General features: G+C 72.8%; 19 protein-coding genes. 8 read left to right on the top strand and 11 right to left on the bottom strand.

What is annotated here, in order from left to right; translation table 11 throughout:
- Positions 1-13 precede the first annotated feature (13 nt).
- Complete coding sequence (locus tag O2W53_RS21835) at positions 14-922, top strand: EamA family transporter (protein WP_269165173.1); 909 nt, start codon at positions 14-16, stop codon at positions 920-922.
- Positions 923-945: 23 nt separating this feature from the next.
- Here the strand turns inward: O2W53_RS21835 and O2W53_RS21830 are convergent, their stop codons facing one another.
- The 8 genes from O2W53_RS21830 to treZ all read right to left on the bottom strand — a co-directional run bounded on the left by O2W53_RS21830 (position 946) and on the right by treZ (position 10611).
- A complete protein-coding gene (locus O2W53_RS21830; protein ID WP_269165172.1) occupies positions 946-1797 on the bottom strand; it encodes a hypothetical protein in 852 nt (283 codons plus the stop codon).
- Positions 1798-1827: 30 nt separating this feature from the next.
- Entirely contained in the window at positions 1828-2895 is a 1068-nt protein-coding gene (gene ligD / locus O2W53_RS21825) for a non-homologous end-joining DNA ligase (RefSeq protein ID WP_269165171.1), read from the bottom strand.
- A gap of 56 nt (positions 2896-2951) precedes the next feature.
- On the bottom strand, positions 2952-4511 hold the full coding sequence (locus tag O2W53_RS21820; protein WP_269165170.1) for an alpha/beta hydrolase: 1560 nt from the start codon (positions 4509-4511) through the stop codon (positions 2952-2954).
- A gap of 139 nt (positions 4512-4650) precedes the next feature.
- A complete protein-coding gene (locus O2W53_RS21815; protein WP_269165169.1) occupies positions 4651-5724 on the bottom strand; it encodes an ATP-dependent DNA ligase in 1074 nt (357 codons plus the stop codon).
- A gap of 202 nt (positions 5725-5926) precedes the next feature.
- Positions 5927-7471, bottom strand: a complete 1545-nt coding sequence (locus tag O2W53_RS21810; RefSeq protein ID WP_269165168.1) for a DUF222 domain-containing protein — start codon at positions 7469-7471, stop codon at positions 5927-5929.
- A gap of 87 nt (positions 7472-7558) precedes the next feature.
- Positions 7559-8089 (bottom strand): putative immunity protein, encoded by a 531-nt coding sequence (locus O2W53_RS21805; RefSeq protein WP_269165167.1) that lies wholly within the window; start codon positions 8087-8089, stop codon positions 7559-7561.
- Positions 8090-8146: 57 nt separating this feature from the next.
- Complete coding sequence (locus O2W53_RS21800) at positions 8147-8857, bottom strand: dihydrofolate reductase family protein (protein WP_269165166.1); 711 nt, start codon at positions 8855-8857, stop codon at positions 8147-8149.
- A gap of 2 nt (positions 8858-8859) precedes the next feature.
- Positions 8860-10611 carry a malto-oligosyltrehalose trehalohydrolase gene (treZ, locus tag O2W53_RS21795; protein ID WP_269165165.1) on the bottom strand — a complete coding sequence of 584 codons (1752 nt, stop codon included), beginning with the start codon at positions 10609-10611 and terminating at the stop codon, positions 8860-8862.
- Positions 10612-10828: 217 nt separating this feature from the next.
- On the opposite strand from treZ, the gene O2W53_RS21790 reads away from it, so the two are divergent.
- From O2W53_RS21790 to O2W53_RS21780, 3 genes are read left to right on the top strand one after another with little or no spacing between them, the layout of a single operon-like run.
- The gene (locus O2W53_RS21790; protein WP_269165164.1) at positions 10829-11854 is read left to right on the top strand and encodes an efflux RND transporter periplasmic adaptor subunit; all 1026 of its coding nucleotides are present in this window, start codon (positions 10829-10831) and stop codon (positions 11852-11854) included.
- Positions 11851-12579: an ABC transporter ATP-binding protein gene (locus O2W53_RS21785; protein ID WP_269165163.1), complete on the top strand. Its 729-nt coding sequence runs from the start codon at positions 11851-11853 to the stop codon at positions 12577-12579. Before O2W53_RS21790 ends, O2W53_RS21785 begins: the two co-directional genes overlap by 4 nt.
- Positions 12576-13787 (top strand): ABC transporter permease, encoded by a 1212-nt coding sequence (locus tag O2W53_RS21780; protein ID WP_269165162.1) that lies wholly within the window; start codon positions 12576-12578, stop codon positions 13785-13787. The genes O2W53_RS21785 and O2W53_RS21780 overlap by 4 nt, the downstream gene beginning before the upstream one ends.
- 47 nt (positions 13788-13834) lie before the next feature.
- Here the strand turns inward: O2W53_RS21780 and treY are convergent, their stop codons facing one another.
- Positions 13835-16183, bottom strand: coding sequence for a malto-oligosyltrehalose synthase (treY, locus tag O2W53_RS21775; RefSeq protein WP_269165161.1), 2349 nt, complete (start codon positions 16181-16183; stop codon positions 13835-13837).
- Entirely contained in the window at positions 16180-18288 is a 2109-nt protein-coding gene (gene glgX, locus O2W53_RS21770; protein WP_269165160.1) for a glycogen debranching protein GlgX, read from the bottom strand. The genes treY and glgX overlap by 4 nt, the downstream gene beginning before the upstream one ends.
- 581 nt (positions 18289-18869) lie before the next feature.
- On the opposite strand from glgX, the gene uvrB reads away from it, so the two are divergent.
- From uvrB to O2W53_RS21755, 3 genes are all read left to right on the top strand, one after another.
- Positions 18870-21002 (top strand): excinuclease ABC subunit UvrB, encoded by a 2133-nt coding sequence (uvrB, locus tag O2W53_RS21765; RefSeq protein ID WP_269165159.1) that lies wholly within the window; start codon positions 18870-18872, stop codon positions 21000-21002.
- 279 nt (positions 21003-21281) lie between these two features.
- Entirely contained in the window at positions 21282-22406 is a 1125-nt protein-coding gene (locus tag O2W53_RS21760; RefSeq protein ID WP_269165158.1) for a TerC family protein, read from the top strand.
- Between the two features lie 111 nt (positions 22407-22517).
- Entirely contained in the window at positions 22518-23615 is a 1098-nt protein-coding gene (locus tag O2W53_RS21755; protein ID WP_269165157.1) for a TerC family protein, read from the top strand.
- A gap of 40 nt (positions 23616-23655) precedes the next feature.
- Here the strand turns inward: O2W53_RS21755 and O2W53_RS21750 are convergent, their stop codons facing one another.
- Positions 23656-24900, bottom strand: a complete 1245-nt coding sequence (locus O2W53_RS21750) for a metal-dependent hydrolase family protein (protein WP_269165156.1) — start codon at positions 24898-24900, stop codon at positions 23656-23658.
- Positions 24901-24983: 83 nt separating this feature from the next.
- Between O2W53_RS21750 and O2W53_RS21745 the strand changes: the two genes are divergently transcribed.
- Complete coding sequence (locus O2W53_RS21745) at positions 24984-26321, top strand: MFS transporter (RefSeq protein ID WP_269165155.1); 1338 nt, start codon at positions 24984-24986, stop codon at positions 26319-26321.
- Positions 26322-26337 lie beyond the last annotated feature (16 nt).

Below are 26337 nucleotides of genomic sequence, written 5' to 3'. Positions count from 1 at the left end.
TCAGGGTCGACCGGTGAGCAGCGCCCAGCAGATCGACCAGGCCGCAGCCGACCAGCGGGCAGGACGTCTGCCCGGCCTCCCCTCAGGGGCGGGCGTCGGTGTGGCGCTGATGCTGAGCAGCGCGCTGGCGAACCAGGTCGGCGCGGCGGTCGGGGCGCTGGCGTTCCCGGTGATCGGTGCGGTCGGCGTCGTCGCTGTGCGGCAGTGGGTGGCCGGGATCGTGCTGGTGGGCGTCGTCCGGCCGCGGCCGTGGCGGCTCACCGCGGCCCAGTGGCGGCCGGTCCTGCTGCTGGCCGTGGTGTTCGCGACGATGAACCTGTCGCTGTACGCGGCGATCGAGCGGATCGGCCTGGGCCTGGCGGTGACGCTGGAGTTCCTGGGTCCGCTCGGCGTGGCGCTGGCCGCCTCCCGGCGGCGGCGCGACCTGGTCTGCGCGCTGGTGGCCCTCGCGGGCGTGGTCGCGCTCAGCCGGCCGCAGCCGACGACCGACCACACCGGGATCGCCCTGGGGCTGCTGGCCGCCGCCTGCTGGGCCGGCTACATCCTGGTCAACCGGCAGCTCGGTGCCCGGGTGCCCGGCGGCACCGGCCCGGCCACCGCGGCGGGGCTGTCGGCGCTGCTGTTCCTCCCCGTGGGGATCGTCGTGCTGGTCGCGCACCCGCCGTCGCTGGTGGTCGCGGGGTACGCCGTCACCGCGGGGGTGCTGGCCTCCGCCGTCCCGCTGTTCGTCGACCTGCTGGCGCTGCGCCGGGTGCCCGCCGGCGCCTACGGGGTGTTCATGAGCATCCACCCGGTGATCGCCACCGTGGTCGGCCTGGTCGTGCTGGGGCAGGGGCAGCCCTGGGACGCCTGGCTGGCCATCGCCGCGATCGTCGGCGCCAACGTCGCCGGTCAACTGCCCGCCCGTCGCCCGGCCGGCTGAGCGCCACCGTCCGCGGCGGCCCGTCAGGGGGACGGCGGCCGGTCGTCGTCCTCGCGGCTCGCCTCGTGACCGGCCTCGCGGCTCGCCTCGTGACCGGCCTCGTGACCGGCCTCGGACTGCTGCTCTGCCCGGCGCTGCGCCCGCAGGGCGTCCTGCTCGCGCCGGCGGCGGATCTCCCGACGGGCCAGGTAGGCGGCCAGCAGGACGGGCCAGACGAACTGGGCCTTGTCGGCAATCCACCGCACCCAGGCCGGGGCCTGCCAGTCCGGCAGGTCCACGTCGGGCAGGTCCACGTCGGGCCAGGGGATCGACGGCAGGTCCCAGTCGGGCCACGGGATCGACGGCAGGTCCCAGTCGGGCCAGGGGAGTGCGACGGTCAGCCGGACGGCGAGCAGCCCGAGAAGCAGCGGGAGGACCACCTTCGCCACGCCGCCGGCGACGGCGAGCACGGCGTACCGGCGGGGGTGCTGACGGATCCGCTCCTCCCGGAGCGCGGCCGGGGACCCCGTCTCCGGTTCCAGGTCGATCCCGCCGGTGCCGAGCGCCGCGCGCACGGCGGCGCCGTCTGCGAGCGGGTACCAGGTGGCCCGCTTCGGCTTCCCGAGGCCGGTGTACTGCACCGTTACCGAGCCGATGTCCTGCTCCACGTCGGCCGGCTGGTCGTCCGGGCTGACGTCGTCCTCGCTGACGTCGTCCTCGCCCTTGAGCCGGTCACCCGGCTTGAGCCGCACGGTGTCCTCGCTGGACTTCTTGGCGGCCACCACCCGCCCGTCGACGCGCCACCGCACCGTCCGCGAGACGGAACCGGTCGTCTCCACCCGGTGCCGGCGCCCCTCCGCCACCAGGTCCCAGGCCTGCGTCGGGTGATCGGCCACGGTGCGACGCTAGCGCGGCGAGCCCTCGGCTCAGTCCTCCGCGGCGGGGACCTTCTTCGCGCGGCTGGGCTGCACCCGCATCGGCTCGCCGGGCATCTTGGGGTAGTCCGGCGGATAGGGCATCTCACCCAGCCCGAGGTCGCGCTCCTGCTGGTCGGCCAGCTCGACGAGCGGCGTGATGTCGAAGGCGTGGTCGGCGAGGCCGGCGTGCTTGTCACCGACGGCGGCGAACCGGGCAGGCATGGTGAGCACGTCGAAGTCGAAGGGCGAGACGTCGGGCAGCTCGTCCCAGTCGACCGGGGCGCTCACCGGCGCGTGCGCCTTGGCCCGGATCGAGTAGGCGCTGGCGATCGTGCGGTCCCGGGCCATCTGGTTGTAGTCGATGAAGATCTTCTCGCCGCGCTCCTCCTTCCACCAGTTCATCGTGACCCGGTCGGGGATGCGCCGTTCCAGCTCGCGGCCGAAGGCGATCACCGCCCGGCGCACCTCGGGGAAGGTCCAGCGCGGCTGGATCGGCACGTAGACGTGCACGCCCCGGCCGCCCGACGTCTTCGGCCACCCCTCCATGCCGAACTCGTGCAGCAGCTCGCGCACGTGCGGGGCGACCCAGACGGCGTCGGAGAAGTCGGTGCCCGGCTGCGGGTCGAGGTCGATCCGGATCTGGTCGGGGGACTCGACGTCGCCCTTGGACACCGGCCACGGGTGGAAGGTCAGCGTCCCGAGGTTGGCGCACCACGCGACGACGGCGACCGAGTCCGGGGCGATCTCGTCGGCCGTCCGCCCGCTGGGGAAGGTGATGTGCGCCGTGGGCACCCACTCGGGGGCGTTCTTCGGCACCCGCTTCTGGTAGAACGCGTCGCCGGTGTTGTCGACCCGGGTGGAGAGCCGGGCGCCCTCGAACACCCCGCCCGGCCAGCGCTCCAGCGTCGTCGGCCGGTCGCGCAGCGCGAACAGGATGCCCTCGCCGACGGCGACGAAGTACTCGACGACGTCGATCTTGCGGATGCCCTTGTCCCCGAAGTACGGCTTCTCCGGGTTGCTCACCCGCACCTCGTGGCCGTCGAGCTCCAGGACGACGGCGTCCTTGCTGCTGGCCATGGGGCTCCGTTCGGGTCAGGCAGGACCGGGTGGGAGGCCGATCCTGCCGGAGCCGGTCACGCGGGGCAGGTCAGCCCGTCCTGCGGGACGGCGAGATCGATCAGGTAGGCGTTCACGGCCGCCGTCACGCACTCGGTCTTCGGGTAGGCAGTGTGCCCGTTGCCCTGCCAGGTGAGCAGCACCCCGTTCTCCAGGTCCTCCGCGAGGTCGACGGCGCCGGCCACCGGGGTGACCGGGTCGCCCTGCGTGCCGATGACCAGGATGGGCGGGCTGCCCGCAGCGTCCCGCTCCGGCAGGGGCGTGCGCGGGGCCTCCCAGGCCGAGCAGGTGTAGAGCCCCAGGGCGGCGTCGGCGCCGAAGAGCGGGTACCGGGCGTTCCAGTCCGCCACCAGGGCCTGGACGTCGGTGGCCGCGTACTCCTCGTCGGTGTCGGCGCAGTTCACCGCCAGGTTCGCGTCGACCACGTTGCTGTAGGTGCCGTCGTCGTTGCGGCCGGTGTAGGTGTCGGCCAGGGTCAGGATGCCGGCGGCGTCACCGTCGCGGGCGGCGGCCAGCGACTGGGTCAGCTGCGGCCAGGCCGAGGGCTGGTAGAGCGCCGAGCGGACGCCACCCAGGATCAGGCCGGGCGTCGCCTGCCGGGTCTCACCCTCCCGGCTGCTCGGGATGGGAGCTGCCGCGGCCTGGGCGAGCAGGTCGTTGAGGAACGCGCGCGGGTCGGGGCCGAGCGGGCAGCCGCTGATCAGCGACAGGCAGTTGGCGGCGAAGGCGTCGTACGCGGCCTCGAAGCCCTGGGCCCGCGCCTCGGCCGCCTCCTGCGCGGTGGCGTCGGGGTCGACCGCGCCGTCGAGCACCATGGCGCGCACCTGCTCGGGGAACAGTTCGGCGTAGGTGGAGCCCAGCGTGGTGCCGTACGAGTAGCCCAGGTAGTTGAGCTGGTCGTCACCGAGGGACTGCCGGACCAGGTCCATGTCGCGGGCCGCGTCGACCGTGGTGAAGGCGCCCAGCGCCTCCTGGTACTCCTCGGCGCAGCCGGCGGCGACCTCCTCGACCTGGCTGAACAGGGCGTCCTGGGAGGCGGCGTCGGTGGCCCGCGGGTCGGCTGCGAACAGCTCGTCCTTCTGTTCGTCGGAGATGCACTCGACGGGGGTGGACAGCCCCGTCCCGCGTGGGTCGAGGCCGACGATGTCGAACTGGTTGACGACCGCCTCGGGGAGCGTCAGCGCCGCCTGGATGGCCGCATCGGCCGCGGACTGCCCGGGGCCGCCGGGGTTCACCATCAGCGAGCCGATCGGGTAGGTCTGCCCGGCGAGGCTGGCCCGCACCAGGAACAGCTGCAGGGTGCCGCCTTCGGGGTCGTCGTAGCTGACCGGCACCGTCGTCGTCCCGCAGGAGAAGAGGAGGTCGCGCTCCGAACCGGGCCGCCCGGCGATGATCGGGTCGATCTGGCTGTCGCAGTCGGTCCAGTCGATCAGCTGCGGCTCCGGCTCTGCCGGCGCCTCCGGAGCGGCGCTGGTCGCGGCCGTCTCGCCCTCGTCGGAGGAGGTGCACCCGGCGAGGGTCAGGGCGAGGGCGAGGAACGCTCCTCCGGTGGTGGCCAGGCGGCGGTGCGCGGTCATGATCGGCAAGGGTAGGAGGCGAACCTGGGAGTGGCAGCCAGGTACGGCGTGGGAACCGCTCAGCGCGCCGCGAATCCAGCCGCCCGCTGCTCACCCCGCCCCGGTGCTCACCCCGCCCCGGTGTCCACCCACCCGGTGCTCAGCCGCCCAGGACCTCGGCGAGGTCGTAACGGACCGGGACCTCCAGCTGCTCGTAGGTGCACGACCGGGCGTCCCGGTCGGTCCGCCAGCGCAGGAAGTGGCCGGTGTGCCGCAGCCGGCTGCCCTCCAGCTGGTCGTACTTGATCTCCACCACCAGCTCCGGCCGCAGCGGCACCCAGGAGAGGTCCTTGCCGGCGTTCCAGCGGCTGGTCGCCCCCGGCATCCGGTGCTCGCCGTCCTCACCCGTCTGGGCGTTGGCCCAGTCCTGCCACGGATGTCCGTCCAGCGCCTCGGCCCGGTAGGGGGCGAGCTCGTCGACGAGCTCGGCCCGGCGCTTCATGGTGAACGACGCCGCGACGCCGATGTGCTGCAGCGTGCCGGCGTCGTCGTAGAGGCCCAGCAGCAGCGAGCCGACCACCGGCCCGCTCTTGTGCCAGCGGAACCCGGCCACGACGCAGTCCGCCGCCCGGACGTGCTTGACCTTGGTCATCACCCGCTGGTCGGGGGAGTAGGGCTGGTCGCCCCGCTTGGCGATGACGCCGTCCAGGCCCGCGCCCTCGAACTCGGCGAACCAGCGCTGCCCCACCTCCGCGTCGGAGGTCACCGTGCTGACGTACACCGGCGCCTGCGCGCCGGCCAGCGCCTCGCGCAGCCGGGCCTGCCGGTCGGCGTACGGGGAGTCCATGAGCGAGTCGTCCCCCAGGGCGAGCAGGTCGAAGGCGACGAAGGACGCCGGGGTCTCCTCGGCCAGCCGGGTCACCCGCGAGGCGGCCGGGTGGATCCGCTGCAGCAGCGACTCGAAGTCCAGCCGGTCCCCGCGCGGGACGACGATCTCCCCGTCGACCACGCAGCGCTCGGGCAACTGGGCCTTCACCGCCTCGACGACGTCGGGGAAGTAGCGGGTCAGCGGGCGCTCGTTGCGGCTGCCCAGCTCGACCTCGTCGCCGTCCCGGAAGACGATGCACCGGAACCCGTCCCACTTCGGCTCGTAGAACCAGCCGTCGCCGGTGGGCAGCGTGGCCACCGGCTTGGCGAGCATCGGCTTGACCGGGGGGTTCACGGGCAGGTCCATGCCGGCCAGTCAAGCAGTCGGGACGACGCCGAGGCAGCCGGTCCGCGCTGTCGGCCAGGGACCGCGGGGGAGCGGGCCCGCGATGGCGCGAGGGCTGGCCAGGCAGGGCGCGTGAGCCGGCAGGGCGCGTGAGCCGGCGGCAGGCGTCGACGGCATGACCGGGCCGCGCAGGTCGGCTGCGCGGCCCGGCCTCGTCCACTGATCAGAAGGGCGGTGGGTCGTCGACCGGTGGTCGTGCTCCCGGTGGTGGTCCGAACTCTCGGGTCCGGGTGTCCGGTGGTCGGGAGTCGGGTGGGCGCTGGCCGGGTGGTCGGGTGATGCGGGTGACGCCGGAGGGGGTGGTGACGTGCAGGGTGCCGTTGCTGTCGAGGCGGTACTGCCAGCCGGGGGCGAAGGTCTTGAGCCGGTGGTGGGAGCGGCACAGGCAGCAGAGGTTGGTGCAGTCGGTGGGGCCGCCGCAGGCGTGGGCGGTGACGTGGTCGAGGTCGGTCCAGCCGACGCGTTGGCCGCAGTTGGGGAACCGGCAGCGCCGGTCGCGGGTGGTCACGAACGACCGCTGGCGGTCGGTGGGGGTGTAGGCGGTGGTGGCCGGTGGCGGGCCGAGCACCGGGCAGCCGCACGGCTGGCTGTTGCCGTCGCCGCTGCTGCTGTCGCTGGCGTCGCGGTCGCTGCCACGGTCGGGGTGGTGCGGGCAGCCGCGGCGGGACAGGCGGGCCAGTTCGGCGGGGGTGATCGTGGCCAGCAGTTCCCCGTCGGGGCCGGTGAGGGCGTAGGTGAGGCTGCCGCCGTCGGGGGTGGTGAGGCCGAGGGCGCCGACGCGGGCGAGCAGTTCGCGCAGGTGGGCGGCGGTGATCGGCAGCCCGTTCACCTCACCCGGGGTGCTGCTCGCCCCGGCGAGGGCGTGCAGGTCGGCGGTGATGGTGACGTTGGCGGCCACGGCGGGCAGCCCGGAGTCGGATGGGCGGCGGATCAGTGTGGACAGCACGTGGGCGCGGAGGGCGCCGATCGGGCGCTGATCACCGTCGGCCTTGAGCATCCGGGCCAACTGGTCGACCAGGTCGTGGCACTCCACGGCCTCATCGGTGGGCAGGTCCGCGGACAGCGTCGACCGGCCGTCGGTGGGGGAGGGATACACCCGCACGTCGGCGTTCTTCGCGGCGGCTTCCCGGCGTTCGTCGGCTGCGGCGGCATCGAGGCGGAGCAGTTCCTCGGTGGCCCGCTTCTCCAGCCGCGCCACCGACAGCTCGGTCGCCTCACCCAGCAGCGCGGCCTCGACCTTCCCGGCGATCACCGCCGGGGTGTGTTCCAGGACGTCGGCGAGCACCTGCGCCCGCCGCTCGTCCAGCTGCCCGGCGGCCAGGGCGGCGAAGGTGGCGGGCAGCTTCTCCGACCAGGTCAACGCCCGCCGCAACCGGACCGCCGCCGTCCCACGGCCCAGGTTGAGGACGGTGGACAGCTCGGCGAGGAAGAACTCGCTGATCTCCGCGCCACCGGTCTCACTGGCCCAGCCCGGCCGGCGGGCACCGGGGCCGTCCGGGTCCAGCGCGGCAGGACGATGGCCGGCCAGGGCCAGGATCAGCTCGGCCTCCTCCGCGGCGTCCATCGCCCGCTGGCGCTGCACCGACCGCAACCGGGCCGCCAGCCGCTCATCGGGCGACACCGCCCCCTGGTCGCGGTGCCACTCGCCGGTGAAGCAGACGTCGACCGCCACACCCCAGAACCCCGGTGGCATCGCCGTCGTCGTCACGCACTCGAACATACGTACGGGGTCTGACAGTTCCGGACGCCGGTCGACATGGCGATCGGCCGCCGGCGGCGGGCACCCGCAGGGCTCTCAAGGTCGGCGGAGGGCGGCGTCCAGCTCGCGGAGCAGTTCCCCGACGCGGCCCCCACCAGGAGGGGCCGCGGGGTAGCGGCTGAGCACCTCCACGATGACGGGCGTCGCGCGGTGGCGCGCTCGCTCGAGCTGGTGGGCACCCACCTCGTGGTCGTCGCCCGCGATGAGCTCGGCCACCCTCGCCGCGTGTGCCGCGGCCCCGAGGACGTGCTTGACCTGGTGGGCGTCGGCCAGCGGGTGCAGGTACGCGGCTGACGCTGCATGCATCGCTGCCCGTGCCGCGTCGACGGCGGCTCCGGTACCGGCGTCGCGGGCAGCTCTGTGGGCGGCCCAGCCGGTGTCCCGCAGACGCTTCCCGCGCTCGCCGCCATGGGCGAACGTCCACGCGGCGTCGAGGGCTTCGCGCGGCCTGCGATCTGCCGGTCGAGCGCGCTCGAAGACCTCGAGCACCTCCTGTGCGCTCTCCGCGGCGTACCTGGTCACCGCACGGAGTTCCTGCATGCTGAGCGCCGTCCCGGTCTCCGCCACGGCGTCATCCTGGCCCACTCACCGACCGGGACCACCCGGACTCCGGAGGCCGGTGTCTCAGCGCAGGGAGTAGCGGGTGAAGAGGACGTCGTCCTCGGTGAGCGCCTGCACGAGCTCGGCCCGGGGCGGCGCCGGGAGAGCCGACGGCAACAGGCCGGGACCGCCGCCGACCAGCAGCGGGGCGATCGACAGGTCCAGCTCGTCGACCACTCCCGCGGCCAGGGCGGCGGCGAACAGCGCCGGACCGCCCTCGCACAGCACCTGTTCCAGGCCCCGTCCGGCCAGGGCGTCCAGCGCGGTCGGCAGGTCGACGTCGTCCTCGCCGCAGACCAGCACCTCGACGCCGGCCGACGCGAGCGCCGTCCGCCGGTCGGCATCGGCCGCGGCGCAGGTGACCAGGAGGGTCGGCGTCACCGCATCGGTGACCAGCTGGTCGCCGGGGGCCAGCGAGGCCCGCCGGGACACGATCACGACCGGAGCCACCGACGGGCGGCCGAGCTGGGCGCGCAGCCGGCCGACGGGGGAGTCGGGGAGCACCGGCCGGTAGCCCTCGGCCGCCGCCGTCCCAGCGCCCACCAGCACCGCATCGGAGAGCGCGCGCAGCGTGCGGAACACCCGCCGGTCGCCGTCCGAGCCCAGCCCGCCGCTGCGGCCGTCGACGCTGATGGCGCCGTCCAGCGAGGCGACGAAGTTGACCCGCACGTGCCGACCGGTCGGCACCCGGTAGGCGTCGGCCAGCTCGGCTGGGTCCCGGGGGAGCCGGTCCACGCTCAGTGGGTGGCGAGGACGACGGCGCTCTCCGCCGGCACCGTCACCTGTGCCCCGTCCAGCTCGGGCAGCTCCCCGCTGGCGAACAGCACCTGGGTGGCCGGGGTGTCCAGGTCGATCTCCCGCGGCTGGTCGGACAGGTTGGCCACCACCCGCAGGGAGCCGCGGTGCACGACCAGCCACCGGTCGGCGTCGTCCCAGTGCACCTGCACCGCGGACAGGTCGGGGTCGACCAGCTCCGGGTGCCGGCGGCGCAGCGCGAGCAGCGCCTTGTGCACCGCGAGCACGTGCATGTGCGGCTCCTGAGCCAGCTCCGACCAGTCCAGCTTCGAGCGGGTGAAGGTCTCCGGGTCCTGCGGGTCGGGCACCACGGCGGCGTCCCAGCCGTGCTCGGCGAACTCGCCGATCCGACCCTCGGCCGTGGCCCGCCCCAGCTCGGGCTCCGGGTGGCTGGTGAAGAACTGCCACGGGGTGGAGGCGCCCCACTCCTCGCCCATGAAGAGCATCGGGGTGAACGGGCTGGTCAGCACCAGGGTGGCACCGACGCCGAGCAGGCTGGGGGAGAGCGAGGCGGAGATCCGGTCACCGACCGCCCGGTTGCCGATCTGGTCGTGGTCCTGCAGATAGGCCAGGAACTTCCAGCCCGGCAGGGCCGCGGTGTCGACGGGCCGGCCGTGGTGCCGCCTGCGGAAGCTGGACCAGTCGCCGGCGTGGAAGAAGGCGCCGGTGAGCACCTTCGCCAGCCCGCCGAGCCCGGCCGCCTCGAAGTCGGCGTAGTAGCCCTGCCCCTCGCCGGTCAGCTGGGTGTGCAGCGAGTGGTGGAAGTCGTCGCTCCACTGCGCGTCCAGGCCGGTGCCGCCGGCCACCCGGGGCGTGACCATCCGCGGGTCGTTGAGGTCGCTCTCCGCGATCAGCGTCAGGGGGCGGCCCTCGGCGACCGAGAGCTTGGCGACCTCACCGGCCATCTCCTCGAGCACGTGCGTGGCCCGCTCGTCGACCAGCGCGTGCACCGCGTCCAGCCGCAGGCCGTCGGCGTGCATGTCGCGCAGCCACATCAGGGCGTTGTCCAGGATGTAGCGCCGCACCTCGTCGGAGTCCGGGCCGGAGAGGTTGACCGAGTTGCCCCAGGTGTTCGCGCCCTCGGCGAAGACCGGGAAGAACTCCGGGAGGTAGTTGCCCGACGGGCCCAGGTGGTTGTAGACGACGTCCTGGATGACGCCCAGCCCTCGCTGGTGGCAGGCGTCGACGAAGCGCTGGTAGCCCGCCGGGCCGCCGTAGGTCTCCTGCACCGCGTACCAGGCGACGCCGTCGTAGCCCCAGTTGTGCGTGCCGTTGAAGCCGTTCACCGGCAGCAGCTCGACGAAGTCGATGCCCAGGTCGACCAGGTGGTCCAGGTTCCGAGCCGCCGCGTCGAAGGTGCCCTCGCGGGTGAAGGTGCCGATGTGCAGCTCGTAGACCACCCCGCCGGCGAGCGGGCGCCCGGTCCACGCAGTGTCACCCCAGCGGTACGCGGACGGGTCGTAGCGGCGGGAGAGCCCGTGCACGCCGTCGGGCTGACGCCGGGAGCGCGGGTCGGGTCGCGGCGTCGGGTTGTCGTCGAGCAGGTACCCGTAGTCGGCCTCGGGGGAGGCGGCGACCGTGGCGCGCCACCAGCCGGCGTCGTCGCGCTGCATGTCGTGCACCTCGCCGTCGACCTGCAGGCGGACCCGCTCCGGGAGCGGCGCCCAGACGGCGAAGTCGACGGGCTCGGACATGCGGGGGCCTCCAGGGCGGTGCGGGGAACGGGCAGGTCGATCATGCCCGGGCGCCCGGCGGTCAACCGTCGCCGGCGCCCACGTCTCGCGTCGGACGTCGTCCACCTGCAGGACGACCTGGTCAGCGCGGCGTTTCCGTCGCCGGGATGACCACAGCGGGGTCGCTGCACCGCTACGTTCGGCGACGCTTCCGTTCCGCGCGACGAAGAGAGCCGACATGACGGTGGTCCGGACCTGGGTCCTGCCCGTGCTGAGAATCCTGATCTGGGCGGTGATCGCGGTGGCGCTGGTCGTCCTCGCCTTCCGCGGCAGCGGCGACACCGGGCCCGCCGGCGCCACCAGCGCCCCCGGCGTGGACCTGGGGTCACCGTCGATCCCCGTCGCCCGCGGCACGGTGACCAACACCGTCTCCGTGCAGGGCGCCATCGCCGCCGACCCCGCCGTGCCGGTCAAGGCCACCGCCGCCGGGACGGTGAGCCGGCTGCACGTCAGCGCCGGGGCGACGGTGGCGGCCGGCGACAAGCTGCTCGACGTCCGGTACGAGGAGGAGCGCGACCCGGTCGTCGGGACGGACGCCGAGGGCAACCCGACCTCGACGCCGCGGGACCCCCTGGTCAAGGTGGTGACCGTCACCGCCCCGGCGGCCGGCCGGCTGGCCACCCTCGACGTCCTCAAGGACCAGGTCGTCGCCGTCGGGGACGCCGTCGGCACCATCTCCCCGGGCACCCTCTCGGTGACCGCGTCGCTCTCCCAGGCCGACCAGTTCCGCCTGCTGAGCCCGCCGAGCACGGCCGAGGTCACCGTCACCGGCGGTCCGGCGCCGTTCACCTGCACCGGGCTCACCCTCGGTGCCCCGCCGGGAGAGGGCGACCAGGCCGACGCCGGCGTGGACCCGATGACCGGCATGCCGATCGCCGCGACCACGACCGCCCGGTGTGCCGTCCCGGCCGGGGTGACCGTCTTCGCCGGGATGGCGGCGACCGTCGCCATCCAGGCCGGTGAGGTCGCCGACGCGCTGGTGGTGCCGGTGACCGCGGTGCAGGGCTCGGTGCAGAACGGCATGGTGTGGGTGCCCGGTGCCGACGGCACCCCCGAGGAACGGCCGGTCACCCTGGGGCTCACCGACGGTCAGCAGGTGGAGGTCACCGGCGGCCTGACCGAGGGCGAGTCGGTGCTGGAGTTCGTGCCGGTGCCCGACGACGCGGCCGCCGACCCCTACGGCATGGGCGGGCCGTACGGGTGAGCCTGCTGGAGCTCTCCGGGATCGGCCGGGACGTGCGGCTCCCCGACGGGAGCCTGCTGCCGGTGCTGGCCGGCGTCGACCTGAGCGTCGCGGCCGGCGAGCACGTGTCGATCGTGGGCCGGTCCGGATCGGGGAAGTCGACCCTGCTCAACGTGCTGGGGCTGCTGGACAGCCCGACCGCCGGCAGCTACCTGCTCGACGGGCAGCCGACCGACTCCCTCGGCGGACGGCGGCGGTCCCGGTTGCGGGGGGAGACCTTCGGCTTCGTCTTCCAGCAGTTCAACCTGCTGCCGCGGCGCACCGCGGAGGAGAACGTCGCCGCCCCGCTGCTCTACGCCCGCGGCCGGGACTTCCTCACCCGCAACCGGGCGGCTCGGGCCATGCTCGACCGGGTGGGGCTGAGCGCCCGCGCGCTCTCGGTTCCGGAGAAGCTCTCCGGCGGTGAGCAGCAGAGGGTGGCGATCGCCCGGGCACTGGTCCGTGGGCCGCGGGTGGTGCTCGCCGACGAGCCGACCGGCGCGCTGGACGTCGAGACCGGTGCCGCCGTGATGGCGCTGCTGGCCGAGGTGACCGCCGAGAACGGCGCCGCCCTGGTGACGATCACCCACGACCTCTCGGTGGCCGCGCTGGCCGGGCGCCGCTTCCGGCTGGACGCCGGACGGCTCACCCCGGTGGCGACCGGGGACGCCCTCGCCGCCGCGACCAGCGACCGGACCGACGCATGACCGGGCTGCTCGGCACCTTCAGCGAGGCGTGGGGAGAGGTCCGGGTGCACAAGGCCCGGGTCCTGCTGTCCCTGGTCGGGGTCTTCCTGGCCGTGCTGGCGATGACCACGGTGACCGCGCTGGGCCAGATCGCCGCCCAGGTGCAGCAGGAGCAGGCCGAGGCCAGCGGCGGCCGGACGGCGACCATCGGGGTCTCGGCGTACGACCCGATGACCGGGAACGTGCCCCGGCAGGAGTGGGACGCCGGGGTCGAGGCGCTGGTCGCCCGGTACGGACTCCCCGAGCAGGCGATCGCCACCCTCGCCCAGGAGAGTGGGCTGTACCGGTTCCCCGGGGGCACCCAGTCCGTGGAGACCCGGCGCGTCTCGCCGTCCTACGGGCCGCTGCACCGCATCCAGCCGGTCGAGGGCCGCTGGTTCCGCGCCGGTGACCGGCAGAGCATGTCGCCCGCGCTGGTCGTCAACCAGGACTTCCTGACGCTGCTCGGCGTGACCGACCTCAGCACCCGCCCGACCGTGGTCATCGGCGGCTCCCAGCCGGTGCTGGCCACGATCGTCGGGGTGGTCGCCTGGAACGAGGGCTGGCCGAGCACCTACCGGATCGACTCCTCGGCCGGCGACGCCGCGACCGCGGCCGGCGGCCCGGGGTTCGGGTCCCCGCCCACGTTGGAACTCTGGGTGCCCTCCGAGCAGGCCGACGCGGTGGTGGCGGCGGTGCAGACCGACCTGGCGCGACTGCTGCCCGGGGCGGAGGTGCAGGCCTACCGGCAGGACCCGGAGAACCTGGAGGACACCATCGCCAAGCTCCGGCTCGCGGTGCGTGCCGCCGGGCTCGTGGTGCTGGCCCTCGGTGGGCTCGGCGTGCTGAACATCGGGCTGGTCACCGTGCGCCAGCGGATCCGGGAGATCGGCGTCCGGCGCAGCTTCGGGGCGACCTCGGCCCGGGTCTTCTCCGCGGTCGTGCTGGAGAGCGTCGTGGCCACCGCGCTGGCGGGGCTGGCTGCCGTCGCCCTGTCGGTGGCGATCGTCCGGAACCTGCCGCTGGAGCGGTGGCTGGCCGGCGGCGTCCCCCTGGTCGACGCGCCCGGGTTCCCGGTCTCGGCGGCGGTCGAGGGGCTGGTCGCGGCGACGGCGGTCGGCGCGCTGGCCGGTCTGGTGCCCGCGCTGATCGCGGTCCGGGTGAAGGTGATCGACGCGATCCGGTTCTGACGGTCCGGTCCCCGCCACCAGGCTATGGTGGCGGGGATCGGATCGGCTCAGTCGCGGACGAGCAGGGCGACCGGCAGCTGCGCGCACATCTCGCTCAGCCGGATGCCGCCCGAGTCGGAGACCAGCCGGTTGCCGGTGAGCAGGTCCCGCCACGCCCCGGTCCGTGAGCCGACCGCGGTGTCGCCCCACCCGGTCTCGGCCAGGTGGACCGGCCGCCGGGTCGCCACGGTGACGACGCCGCCGCGGTCGAACGCGACGACGGAGTCGGCCGCCGGACCGCGGGCCGGCACCGGGGTGTACCCCGACCACGCCTCCGGGGCGTCGCGCCGGTGCCGCAGCGTGCGGGAGACCACCAGCAGCTTGGCCGCACCGGTCTCGTCGACCGGCGGCACCCAGCCACCGTCCAGCCGGGCCAGCAGCTCCCGGCGCAGCTCGTAGTCGACCGGACGCCGGTTGTCCGGGTCGACCAGCGAGAAGTCCCACAGCTCGGTGCCCTGGTACACGTCCGGGACACCGGGGATGGTCAGCTGCAGCAGCTTCTGCGACAGCGAGTTCGACCAGCCGAAGGGCGCGATCCGCTGCACGAACCGCTCGATCTCCGCGTGCGTGGTGGCGTCGTCGAACGCCGCGTCCACCAGGGCGTGCAACTGGCTCTCGAACTCCTGCACCGGGTTGGTCCAGGTGGTCGAGGTGCCCGCCTCCCGGGCCGCCTTCTCCACGTAGGCGTGCGCCCGCTCCCGGGACAGCGGCCACGCGCCGACGAGGTTCTGCCACACCAGGTGGGCCAGCGGGCGGTCGGCCAGCGGGTGCCGGTCCAGCCAGCCGCGGACCAGGCCAGCCCACTCGGACGGGACCTCGGCCAGCACGGCCAGCCGGGCCCGGACGTCCTCGCTGCGCTTGGTGTCGTGCGTGGACAGCGTCGTCATCGAGGCCGGCTTGACCTCCTGGCGGTGCTGCTGCGCCGCGTGGAACTGCTCGACCGTCGTCCCGAACCGGGCCGGGTCGCCGCCCACCTCGTTGAGCGCGACGAAGCGCGACCACCGGTAGTAGGCGCTGTCCTCCACGCCCTTGGCCATCACCGGACCCGAGGTCTGCTCGAACCGGGTGGCCAGCTCGGTGCCGGCCGACCCCAGCAGCGGGTGCAGCGCGTCGACGGCGGCGGTGAGGTCGGGACGGCGGAGCTTCACCGCGGCCACCGTGGCGTCCAGGTGCTCGCGGCCGTCGGGCAGGTAGCTGCGGTAGACCGGGAAGCCGGCCAGCAGCTCGGCCAGCCCCTCGGTCACCTGCTCGGCGGGCACACCGGGCAGCTCACCGACGATCCGGTGCAGGCGGGCCACCTCCGACCCGAGCATGCCGTCGGTGACCTCGCGCTTGCAGTCGTGCACGAGCTGGGCGTAGTCGACCCGGCCGCCGGCCAGCTCGGTGTCCAGTGCGGTGATCGCGGCCTCGCCGGCCGGGTCGATCAGCACGTCATCGACCTCGGCGAGCGCGTCGTACCCCGTCGTCCCGGCCGTCTTCCAGCTCTCGGGGAGCTCCTCGCCGGGCTCGAGGATCTTCTCCACCACGGTCCACCGATCACCGGTCGCCTCGGCGAGCAGGTCCAGGTAGCCCTTCGGGTCGGCGAGCCCGTCGGGGTGGTCGATCCGGAGCGCGTCGACCGAGCCGTTCTCCACCAGCTGGACGACGAGTGCGTGCGTGGCCCGGAAGACGTCCCGGTCCTCGACCCGCAGCCCGGCGAGGGTGTTGATCGCGAAGAACCGCCGGTAGTTCAGCTGGTCGTCCGCGCGCCGCCAGTCGACCAGCTCGTAGTGCTGCCGGTCGTGCACCTCCTGCGGCGTGCCCGCCTCGGTGCCGGGGGCGATCGGGAAGCGGTTGTCGTAGTAGCGCAGCTCGGGACCGTCGTCGGTCTCCACGACCTCCAGCTGGGAGACGTCGTCCGCGCTGCCCAGCACCGGGATCCGGATCCTGCCCCCGCCGAAGTCCCAGTCGACGTCGAAGGCGTCGGCGTGGGCCGACTCCCGCCCGTGCTGGAGCAGGTCCCACCACCAGCGGGACTCGGCCGGGTCGCTGACGCCCATGTGGTTGGGCACCAGGTCCAGCACCAGGCCGAGCCCGTGCTCGTGCAACGCGGTCACGAACCGGTCGAGCCCGGCCCGCCCGCCGCGCGGCTCGTCGATGTGCGCGTGGTCGACCGTGTCGTACCCGTGCGTGCTCCCCGCCGCCGAGCGCAGCAGCGGGGAGGAGTACGCGTGGGTCACACCGAGGTCGGCCAGGTAGCCGGCCACGGTCGCTGCGTCGTCGAGGGTGAAGTCGGCGGTCACCTGCAGCCGGTAGGTGCCCGCGGGCACCTCCCGGCGACGGCTCTCGGACGGCTGGCCCCCGGCCGGCTGGCTCACGAGGCGGACTGCAGGACGACGGTGGCGCGGGCGGCGACGGTCAACGTGTCCCCGGCCTTCACCACGACCGGTTCGACCTCGCTCATCTCCGCGGTGTCCACCACCACGGTCCAGCCCTCGGCGTACTCGCTGCTGGGCAGGGTGAACTCGATGTCCTCGTGCCAGGCGTTGAACACCAGGTAGAAGCAGTCGTCGACGACCGGCTCGCCCCGCTCGTCGGTGGAGCGGATCCCGTGGCCGTTGAGGTAGACGCCGATCGACTTGGCGTAGTGGGCGTCCCAGTCCTCTTCGCTCATCAGCTCACCGGCGTGGGTGAACCAGGCGACGTCCTGGACCGGGTCGCCCTCGGCGCGGCGCACCGGGCGGCCGTGGAAGAACCGCCGACGACGGAACGTCGGGTGGTCGGTGCGCAGCTTGGTGACCAGCTTGGTGAACTCCAGCAGGCCCTCGTCGATGTTCTCCCAGTCGATCCAGGTGATCGGGGAGTCCTGGCAGTAGCCGTTGTTGTTGCCGCCCTGGGTGCGGCCGAGCTCGTCGCCGTGCAGCAGCATCGGCACGCCCTGGGAGAGCATCAGCGTGGTGATGAAGTTGCGCCGCTGCTGGGCCCGCAACGCCAGGATCTCGGGGTCGTCGGTCTTGCCCTCGACGCCGAAGTTCCAGCTGCGGTTGTGGCTCTCGCCGTCGTTGTTGTCCTCGCCGTTGGCCTCGTTGTGCTTCTCGTTGTACGAGACCAGGTCGTTGATGGTGAACCCGTCGTGCGCGGTGACGAAGTTGATGCTGGCCACCGGACGCCGGCCGGAGTGCTGGTAGAGGTCGGCGGAGCCGGTGATCCGGCTGGCGAACTCGCCGATCGTGGCGTTCTCACCCCGCCAGAAGTCGCGGACGGTGTCGCGGTACTTGCCGTTCCACTCCGTCCACAGCGCCGGGAAGTTGCCGACCTGGTAACCGCCGTCGCCGATGTCCCAGGGCTCGGCGATCAGCTTCACCTGGCTGACGATCGGGTCCTGGTGGACGAGGTCGAAGAAGGCCGACAGCCGGTCGACCTCGTGGAACTGGCGGGCCAGGGTGGAGGCCAGGTCGAAGCGGAAGCCGTCGACGTGCATCTCGGTCACCCAGTACCGCAGCGAGTCCATGATGAGCTGGAGCGACTGCGGGGTGCGGACGTTGAGCGAGTTCCCGGTGCCCGTGGTGTCCATGTAGTACTGCTTGTCGTCCTCGACCAGGCGGTAGTACGCCGAGTTGTCGATGCCCTTGAACGACAGCGTCGGGCCCATGTGGTTGCCCTCGGCGGTGTGGTTGTAGACGACGTCGAGGATGACTTCGATGCCCGCCTCGTGCATGGCCCGGACCATGCCCTTGAACTCCTGCACCTGCTGGCCGTCGGTGTACTGGGCGTACTCGTTGTGCGGGGCGAAGAAGCCGATCGTGTTGTAGCCCCAGTAGTTGCGCAGGCCCTTCTGCTGCAGCGTGTCGTCCTGCACGAACTGGTGCACCGGCATCAGTTCGATCGCGGTGATCCCGAGCTCCAGCAGGTGCTCGATGATCGCCGGGTGGGCGACGCCGGCGTAGGTGCCGCGCAGGTCCTCGGGGATGCGCGGGTGGGTCATCGTCAGGCCCTTGACGTGCGCCTCGTAGATGACCGTCTTGTTGTAGGGGGTCCGCGGCGGGCGGTCCATGCCCCAGTCGAAGAACGGGCTCACCACGACGGACTTGGGCATGTGCGCCGCCGAGTCGTCGTCGTTCTTCTCACCGGTGGCGAAGTGGTAGCCGAACACCGACTCGTCCCAGTCGACCTGGCCGTCGATCGCCTTGGCGTAGGGGTCGAGCAGCAGCTTGTGGGGGTTGCAGCGGTGGCCCTGGGCGGGGTCGTGCGGGCCGTAGACGCGGTAGCCGTACCGCTGTCCGGCCTGGATGCCGGGGAGGAAGGCGTGCCAGACGTAGGCGTCCATCTCGGGGAGGCGGATGCGCTCCTCGTTGCCCGCCTCGTCGAACAGGCACAGCTCGATCTTCTCGGCCACCTCGCTGTAGATCGCGAAGTTGGTGCCGGTGCCGTCATAGGTCGCCCCGAGGGGATACGCGGAACCGGGCCACACCTGGGTGGTCATGAAAGGTCGTCCTCCTGAGCTGATCGCCCCTGGGCTCGGGGCAGGGGCGCGGGTCGTCACGGCTGAACCGAGGGGTTCGTCGTCGGATGCCCGCTGAGCGGCCTCCGCACACCTGTGGCGATGAGACACGGGCGACGTCCGGAGGACGAGCGCGGGCGGTCGTCGGAGGGAGTCTGCCAAGCCCGGTCCGCTCGCCCGCGCAGTGCCGACCCGCCGGCGGCACGGCTCCGCCGCGCGGACGACGACGCCGGCCGTGTCGCGGGGACGGCGACGCCCTCCGCGGCGGACCGGGGAGGGCGTCGGCACCCGGCTGCGGCAGTGCCTGCACCGGGCCGGGCCGGGAGCGGCAGCCCGGGCACCGCCGACCTCGCCCGGTGACCCGGGTGGCACTGGCGGCGACCGGTGCTGCTCGCTCCTGCGGGCGCTGACGGTAGGGGTCCGCGGGCGTGTCGACAACTCCCCACGGCGACGGCCGGTCGATCTCCCGTCCCACGTGTCCCGTGCGGCCCATCCGGACGGGGTCACCGGCCCGGGGGACGCTCCGGCCACTTCTGTCACAGGCCCGTCGTACCGTCGTCGGCGTGCGCGCATCCACCGACATTCGGCCCACCCAGGGGCGGTTCCGTGTCGTCAGCGAGTTCGAGCCCTCCGGCGACCAGCCCACGGCGATCAAGGCCCTCGCGGAGCGGGTCAATGCCGGTGACCAGGACACCGTCCTGCTCGGCGCCACCGGCACCGGGAAGTCGGCCACCACAGCCTGGCTGATCGAGCAGGTGCAGCGCCCCACCCTGGTGATGGCCCCGAACAAGACGCTGGCCGCGCAGTTGGCCAACGAGTTCAAGGAGCTGATGCCCGACGCCGCGGTCGAGTACTTCGTCTCCTACTACGACTACTACCAGCCCGAGGCCTACGTCCCGCAGACCGACACCTACATCGAGAAGGACTCCTCGGTCAACGAGGAGGTCGAGCGGTTGCGGCACTCGGCGACCAACAGCCTGCTCACCCGGCGCGACGTCATCGTCGTCTCGACCGTCTCCTGCATCTACGGCCTGGGCACGCCGCAGGAGTACGTGGAGCGCGCACTCAAGGTGAAGGTGGGGGAGCAGCGCTCCCAGGAGGAGCTGCTGCGCACCCTGGTCACCGAGCAGTACACCCGCAACGACCTGGCCTTCACCCGGGGCACGTTCCGGGTCCGCGGCGACACGATCGAGATCTTCCCGGTCTACGAGGAGCTCGCCTGCCGGATCGAGATGTTCGGCGACGAGATCGAGCGGCTGTACTACCTGCACCCGCTCACCGGCGAGGTCATCCGCGAGGTCGACGAGCTCTTCGTCTTCCCCGCCACCCACTACGTCGCCGGGCCCGAGCGCATGGAACGGGCGATCGGTGGCATCGAGGCGGAGTTGGAGCAGCGGCTCGCCGAGCTGGACAAGCAGGGCAAGTTGCTGGAGGCGCAGCGGTTGCGCATGCGCACCACCTACGACATCGAGATGATGCGCCAGGTCGGGTTCTGCTCGGGCATCGAGAACTACTCCCGGCACATCGACGGCCGGTCACCCGGCAGCGCCGGCGCCTGCCTGATCGACTACTTCCCCGACGACTTCCTGCTCGTCATCGACGAGTCGCACGTCACGGTGCCGCAGATCGGCGGCATGTACGAGGGCGACATGAGCCGCAAGCGCACGCTGGTCGAGCACGGCTTCCGGTTGCCCTCGGCGATGGACAACCGCCCGCTGCGCTGGGAGGAGTTCACCGACCGCATCCACCAGACCGTCTACCTGTCGGCGACCCCGGGTCACTACGAACTCGGCCGGGTCCAGGGTGACGTCGTGGAGCAGGTGATCCGCCCGACCGGGCTGATCGACCCGGAGGTCGTGGTCAAGCCGACCAAGGGCCAGATCGACGACCTGGTCCACGAGATCCGGCTGCGCACGGAGAAGGACGAGCGGGTCCTGGTCACCACGCTGACCAAGAAGATGTCCGAGGACCTCACCGACTACCTGCTCGAGCTCGGCATCAAGGTGCGCTACCTGCACTCGGAGGTCGACACCCTGCGTCGCGTCGAGCTGTTGCGGGAGCTGCGCCAGGGTGAGTACGACGTGCTGGTCGGCATCAACCTGCTGCGCGAGGGGCTCGACCTGCCCGAGGTGTCGCTGGTGGCGATCCTCGACGCGGACAAGGAGGGCTTCCTCCGCTCGGGCACCTCGCTGATCCAGACCATCGGCCGGGCGGCGCGCAACGTCTCCGGCCAGGTGCACATGTACGCCGACAAGATCACCCCGTCGATGGCCCAGGCGATCGAGGAGACCAACCGGCGGCGGGAGAAGCAGATCGCTTACAACACCGAGCACGGTGTCGACCCGCAACCGCTGCGCAAGAAGATCGTCGACATCCTCGACGGCATCTACAAGGCCGCCGAGGACACCGAGGAGGTCACCGGCGGGGCCACGACCGAGCTGCTGGGCGGCTCGGGGCGTCAGCAGTCACGCGGCAAGTCGCCGGTGCCCGGGCTGTCGTCGAAGAGTCGGGCGAAGGCCGGGTCGATCGACGTCCAGGGTCTGCCGCGCAACGAGCTCGCCGACATGATCACCTCGATGAACGAGCAGATGCTGGCGGCGGCCCGCGAGCTGCAGTTCGAGGTGGCGGCCCGGCTGCGCGACGAGCTGACCGAGCTGAAGAGGGAGCTGCGGCAGTTCGACGCCGCGCACGCCTGAGCCGGTTCGCAGGTCCTCGCCGTCCGCGGGCACAGGTCCTCGCGGTCCGCGGGAACTCTGCGGGGCGGTCGTTCGTAGGGGACCCTGGGACCTGGACCGCCGGGGTCGGTGCGTTGCCGCGCCGGACCGGGCAGGCCCCACGTGGAGGGGAGTATCCCGCCCGCGGCAGTGTCGTCAACACGGGATCCCACGGTCCCCGGCGCTGCCGGCCGACCTGCCTGGCGGGTCGGTGGGAGAGACCTCCGGTGCTGACATGAGCCAGACGACCGGAGGAAGTGCATGGACGTCCCCCTGTGGGTGTGGGGCATCACGGTGGCTGCGATCATCGGGATGCTCGTCTTCGACTTCTACGGCCACGTGCGGACACCGCACGCGCCGACCCTGAAGGAATCAGGCAAGTGGTCGGCGATCTACGTCGCCATCGCCGTGCTGTTCGGCCTGGTGGTGCTGGTGTTCTGGGGCGGTACCTACGCCGGTGAGTACTTCGCCGGGTGGGTGACCGAGAAGAGCCTCTCGGTCGACAACCTGTTCGTCTTCGTGCTGATCATGGCCAGCTTCGCCGTGCCTCGGGAGCTGCAGCAGAAGGTCCTGCTGTTCGGGATCGCCTTCGCGCTCGTGCTGCGGACGATCTTCATCTTCCTCGGGGCCGCGGCGATCGAGAACTTCAGCTGGGTCTTCTACATCTTCGGCGGCTTCCTGATCTGGACCGCGATCGCCCAGGCCCGCAGTGGCGGCCACGACGACGACGAGGAGTTCAAGGAGAACTCGGTCCTGCGGCTGACCCGCAAGGTGCTCCCGACGACCGAGGAGTACCACTCCGACCGCCTGACCACGAAGATCAACGGCAAGCGGTTCATCACCCCCCTGATGATCGCGCTGATCGCTATCGGCAGCGCCGACATCCTCTTCGCCGTCGACTCCATCCCGGCGATCTTCGGTCTCACCCAGGAGACCTACCTGGTCTTCAGCGCGAACGCGTTCGCGCTGCTCGGGCTCCGCCAGCTGTTCTTCCTCATCGACGGCCTGCTCGACCGGCTGGTGTACCTCGCCTACGGCCTGGCGATCATCCTCGGGTTCATCGGCATCAAACTGCTGATCCACGCGCTGCACGAGAACACGCTGCCGTTCATCAACGGCGGCGAGCACGTCACCCTGGTCCCGGAGATCCCGACCTGGCTGTCGCTGCTGGTCATCCTGGTGACCCTGCTGGTGACCACCTGGGCGAGCCTGCGGAAGAACAAGAAGGACGCCCAGCGGCGCGAGCAGCGTGGCGCCGGCGACCCGGCGGCCGACAGCACCGGGCGGCACATCGACGCACCGGGCGACCCGGACGCCGACACGGCCGAAGCGCCGGCCGACCCGCGCGAGGTGCCGGTGAGCCGGCCGGAGTCGCGCACCGACTGAGCGTCGCGGGGTCAGGGGTGACGAACGTCGCTCCTGGCCCCGCGCCACAGCGGTCGGGGACACGGGTCGTCAACCGATGCACGGGGCAACGAACCCGTAGAGTGCCGGAACGTGGAGCTCCCCGTCTGGTTCGAGATCTCGACGTTCGTGGGGCTCACCGTCCTGCTGCTCGCCGACCTCGCCCTCGTCGTCCGTCGTCCGCACGAGCCCTCCGTCAAGGAGGCGACGGCGTGGGTCGTCTTCTACGTGGCCCTGGCGCTGGCCTTCGGCGGGATCGTCCTGGCGGTGACCAACGGGCAGTTCGCGACCGAGTTCTACGCCGGCTGGTTGACCGAGTACTCGCTCTCGGTCGACAACCTGTTCGTCTTCGTGATCATCATGGCCCGCTTCCGGGTGCCCCGGAAGCTCCAGCAAGAGGTCCTGATGGTCGGGATCATCATCGCGCTGGTGCTGCGCGGCCTCTTCATCCTCGCCGGCGCTGCCGTCATCGAGCGGTTCATCTGGGTCTTCTTCCTCTTCGGTGCGTTCCTCGTCTACACCGCGATCAACCTGGTCCGGCACCGCGAGGAGGACGAGGACTACGAGGAGAACGGCCTCATCCGGCGGATGCGCAAGATCCTGCCGATGACCCAGGACTTCCACGAGAGCAAGATCCGCGTCGTCCAGGACGGCAAGAAGCTGTGGACGCCGATGATCGTGGTGTTCCTGGCACTGGGGACGACCGACCTGCTGTTCGCGCTGGACAGCATCCCGGCGATCTTCGGGCTGACCCGCGAGCCGTTCATCGTCTTCACCGCGAACATCTTCGCGCTGATGGGCCTGCGCCAGCTGTACTTCCTGCTCGGCGGCCTGCTCAAGCGCCTGGTCTACCTGTCCCTGGGGCTGGCCGTCATCCTGGCCTTCATCGGCGTCAAGCTGATCCTCGAGGCGCTGCACGAGAACCAGTACCCCTTCGCCGGCGAGCGTGAGCCGCTGGAGAGCATCCCGGCGATCCCGACCTGGCTGTCCCTGACGGTCATCCTGGTGGTCCTGCTGGTCGCCACCGTGGCCAGCCTGGTCAAGACCCGCGGCGAGGTGCCCGACACCGAGGGTGCCGCGATCGACCCGGCCGGCACCGACACCGGTGAGCCCGGCCGGCCCGCCGCGCTGACCGAGGACGAGCAGCGCGCCCGCGCCGCCACCGGCGAGGACCCGCACCGCACCAGCTGAGTGCGGCGGCGGCCCGGCCTCCCGGGCCGCCGCCGTGGAGTCAGCGAGGCGGGATCGTCCCCGGCTCGACGGTCGAGCCGCCGGCGGCGACCAGGACGCCGTCCCGCCACACCTCGCGCACCCGCCCGGCCAGGCCGGTGAGGTCGCCCGCGTCGCCGTCCAGGACCACCAGGTCGGCCCGCTTGCCGGGCTGCAGGCTGCCCAGCTCGCCGTCGACGCCCAGCAGCTCGGCGGCCGAGAGCGTCGCGGCGTGCCAGGCCTGGTCCGCGGTCATCCCGCAGCCGGCCATCAGGCCGAGCTCGGAGAGGTTGTCGCCGTGCGGGCCCACCCCGCTGTCGGTGCCCATCGCGACCTTCACCCCGGCCTCGACCGCCCGGCGGACGGACTCGTCGTGCACGGCCTGCACCGTCCGGGCCTTCTCGATCACGGCCTCGGGCAGCGACGCTCCCGCGGCGACCGAGGCGAGCACCGCCCGGGGGGCGGCGAGCGTGGGCACCAGCCAGGTCCCGTGCGCCAGCATCAGGTCGATGGCCTCGTCGTCGAGGTAGATGCCGTGCTCGATCGAGCGGATCCCGGCCCGGACGGCGGCCTTGATCCCCTCCGCGCCCTGCGCGTGGGCCATCACGTGCACCCGGGCCGCCGCCGCCTCCTCGACGAGCACGTCGAGCTCGGCCGGCCGGAAGTGCGGGTGCCGCGGGTCGTCCCGAGCGGAGAGGACGCCGCCACTCGTGGCCACCTTGAGCACGTCGGCGCCGGCGCGCAGCAGCTCGCGCACGGTGCGGCGCATCTCATCGGCGCCGTCCACGACCGTTCCCGGCCGACCGGGGTGCGGCCCCATCAGCGGCAGCTCGGCGCCGCAGACGTGCCAGCCGTCGCCGTGCCCGCCGGTCTGGGACAGCATGCTGATCGCGATCTGCATCCGCGGCCCGGCGATCAGCCCGTCGCGCACGGCCTGGGCCACCCCCAGGTCGGCGCCGCCGGCGTCCCGCACCGAGGTGATGCCCACGGCCAGGGTGCGGCGGAGGTTGAGCACCGCCTCGTAGAAACCGTAGCTGAACGGCGTCTGGAGCAGCCGCAGCATGTCCACGCCGCTGAGCATCACGTGCACGTGGCAGTCGAAGAGGCCCGGCAGCACGGTCGCGCCGGCGCAGTCGACGACCTCGTCGCCCTCCAGCCCCGTGCCGACGTCCAGGACGCGGCCGTCCTCCACGAGGACGTCGGCGAGGGCAGCGGGCCCGCCCGTGCCGTCGAACACCTGGCCACCGGCGAACACCCGTCGTGTCATCCGGGTCACACTAGCGATCCGTCAGTGGGCCGCAGGACCGTGCGGCCGGGGGAGGTCGGCCGGCGCGTGGTTGGCTCCCGGTCATGAGCCCCCCGACCGACGTCGGCCGCGTCGCCGGCCTGGTCGGGATCCTCTTCGGACTCGCCGGCATGGGCAGTGCTGCGGTCGCGGTCACGCTGCCGGCCATCGCCGCCGACCTCGACCTGACGACCGGTGGCGTCTCCTGGGTGATCAGCCTCTACGCGCTGATGCTGGCCGTGGCGACCGCCGTGTACGGCCGGATCGCCGACCTGGCCGGCATCCGGCTGCCGCTGGTCGTCGGCGTGGCCCTGATGACCGCCGGGGCGGTGCTCGGCGGTCTGGCCCCCAGCTACCCGGTGCTGCTGGGGGCCCGCATCCTCCAGGGCCTGGGTGCGGCTGCGGTCCCGGTGCTCGGCATGGCGATCGTCAGCGCGCGGTACGAGGGAGCGGTGCGCACCGCCGCGCTGGGCAAGGTCGCCGGCACCGCGGCGGCGGTCAGCGCGCTGGGGCCGTTGGTCGGTGGGCTGGTGGCCGACGTCGCCAGCTGGCGGGCGGTCGTGGTGCTGCCGGCGCTCGGGTTGCTGCTGGTGCCGGTGCTGTGGCGGTCGGTCCCCGCCGTGGGCACCGGTGCCCGGCTGGACGTGCTGGGCGCGGTCCTGGTCGCCGGCACCGCCGCCGGGCTGGTGCTGCTCGTGCAGTCCCCGGCCTCCGGGGTGGTGATCGCCGCCGTCGGTGCTGCGCTGCTGGGGCTGGGCGTCCCGGCGGTCGCCGCGCAGGTGCGCCGCCGGCCGGAGGGCTTCCTGCCCAGGGCCGTCGTGCGGGAGCCGGTGGTGGTCCGCAGCGCGCTGGCCGCCTCCGCCGTCCCGGCTGCCTGGTTCGCGCTGCTGATCGCCGTCCCCGCCGTGCTCGCGGGCGAGGGGTGGACGCCGCTGCACATCGGCCTGGCGCTGGTGCCCAGCGCGGTCACCGGCTTCCTCGCCCCGCGGCTGGCCGGCCCACTGCTGGCCCGGCTCGGCCCCGCCCGCTCGCTGGCCATCTCCGGGATCATCGCGACCGTCGCGCTGCTGGTCGCTGCTCTGGGCGCCACCGCTGGTTCCGCCCCCGGCCTGGTGACGGCCGTCGTCCTGGTGACGGTCGCCTTCGGGCTGGGCCAGCCGGCACTGATGGCCGCGGTGGGTGGTGCCGTTCCCGACGAGGTGCGCGGCGTCGCGCTGGGCATCGCCACGCTGGTCTTCCTGGTCGGCGGCGGGGTGGGGTCGGCGGTGGTCGGCGGTGCGGGCGAGGTGCTCGGGCTGGACCGCAGTCTGCTGCTGCTCGCCGTGCTGCCGCTGATCGGTGCGCTGGGCCTGGTCGGCAGCATCCGGGCGGAACGGCGCGACCCGGGAGCACTCACCCCTTAGCAGGGCTCATCTTCGC

The organism is Modestobacter sp. VKM Ac-2978 (assembly GCF_026968025.1).
Classification (GTDB): domain Bacteria; phylum Actinomycetota; class Actinomycetes; order Mycobacteriales; family Geodermatophilaceae; genus Modestobacter.
Note: the sequence above shows the minus strand (reverse complement) of the source record. Positions and strands in the feature narration are given on the sequence as shown.

Excerpts from the sequence above, each read along its gene's own strand:
- ligD (WP_269165171.1), bottom strand. The coding sequence starts at position 2,895 with ATGGCCAGCAGCAAGGACGCCGTCGTCCTGGAGCTCGACGGCCACGAG.
- O2W53_RS21820 (WP_269165170.1), bottom strand. The coding sequence starts at position 4,511 with ATGACCGCGCACCGCCGCCTGGCCACCACCGGAGGAGCGTTCCTCGCC.
- O2W53_RS21815 (WP_269165169.1), bottom strand. The coding sequence starts at position 5,724 with ATGGACCTGCCCGTGAACCCCCCGGTCAAGCCGATGCTCGCCAAGCCG.
- treZ (WP_269165165.1), bottom strand. The coding sequence starts at position 10,611 with ATGTCCGAGCCCGTCGACTTCGCCGTCTGGGCGCCGCTCCCGGAGCGG.
- O2W53_RS21790 (WP_269165164.1), top strand. The coding sequence starts at position 10,829 with ATGACGGTGGTCCGGACCTGGGTCCTGCCCGTGCTGAGAATCCTGATC.
- O2W53_RS21780 (WP_269165162.1), top strand. The coding sequence starts at position 12,576 with ATGACCGGGCTGCTCGGCACCTTCAGCGAGGCGTGGGGAGAGGTCCGG.
- glgX (WP_269165160.1), bottom strand. The coding sequence starts at position 18,288 with ATGACCACCCAGGTGTGGCCCGGTTCCGCGTATCCCCTCGGGGCGACC.
- O2W53_RS21760 (WP_269165158.1), top strand. The coding sequence starts at position 21,282 with ATGGACGTCCCCCTGTGGGTGTGGGGCATCACGGTGGCTGCGATCATC.
- O2W53_RS21750 (WP_269165156.1), bottom strand. The coding sequence starts at position 24,900 with ATGACACGACGGGTGTTCGCCGGTGGCCAGGTGTTCGACGGCACGGGC.
- O2W53_RS21745 (WP_269165155.1), top strand. The coding sequence starts at position 24,984 with ATGAGCCCCCCGACCGACGTCGGCCGCGTCGCCGGCCTGGTCGGGATC.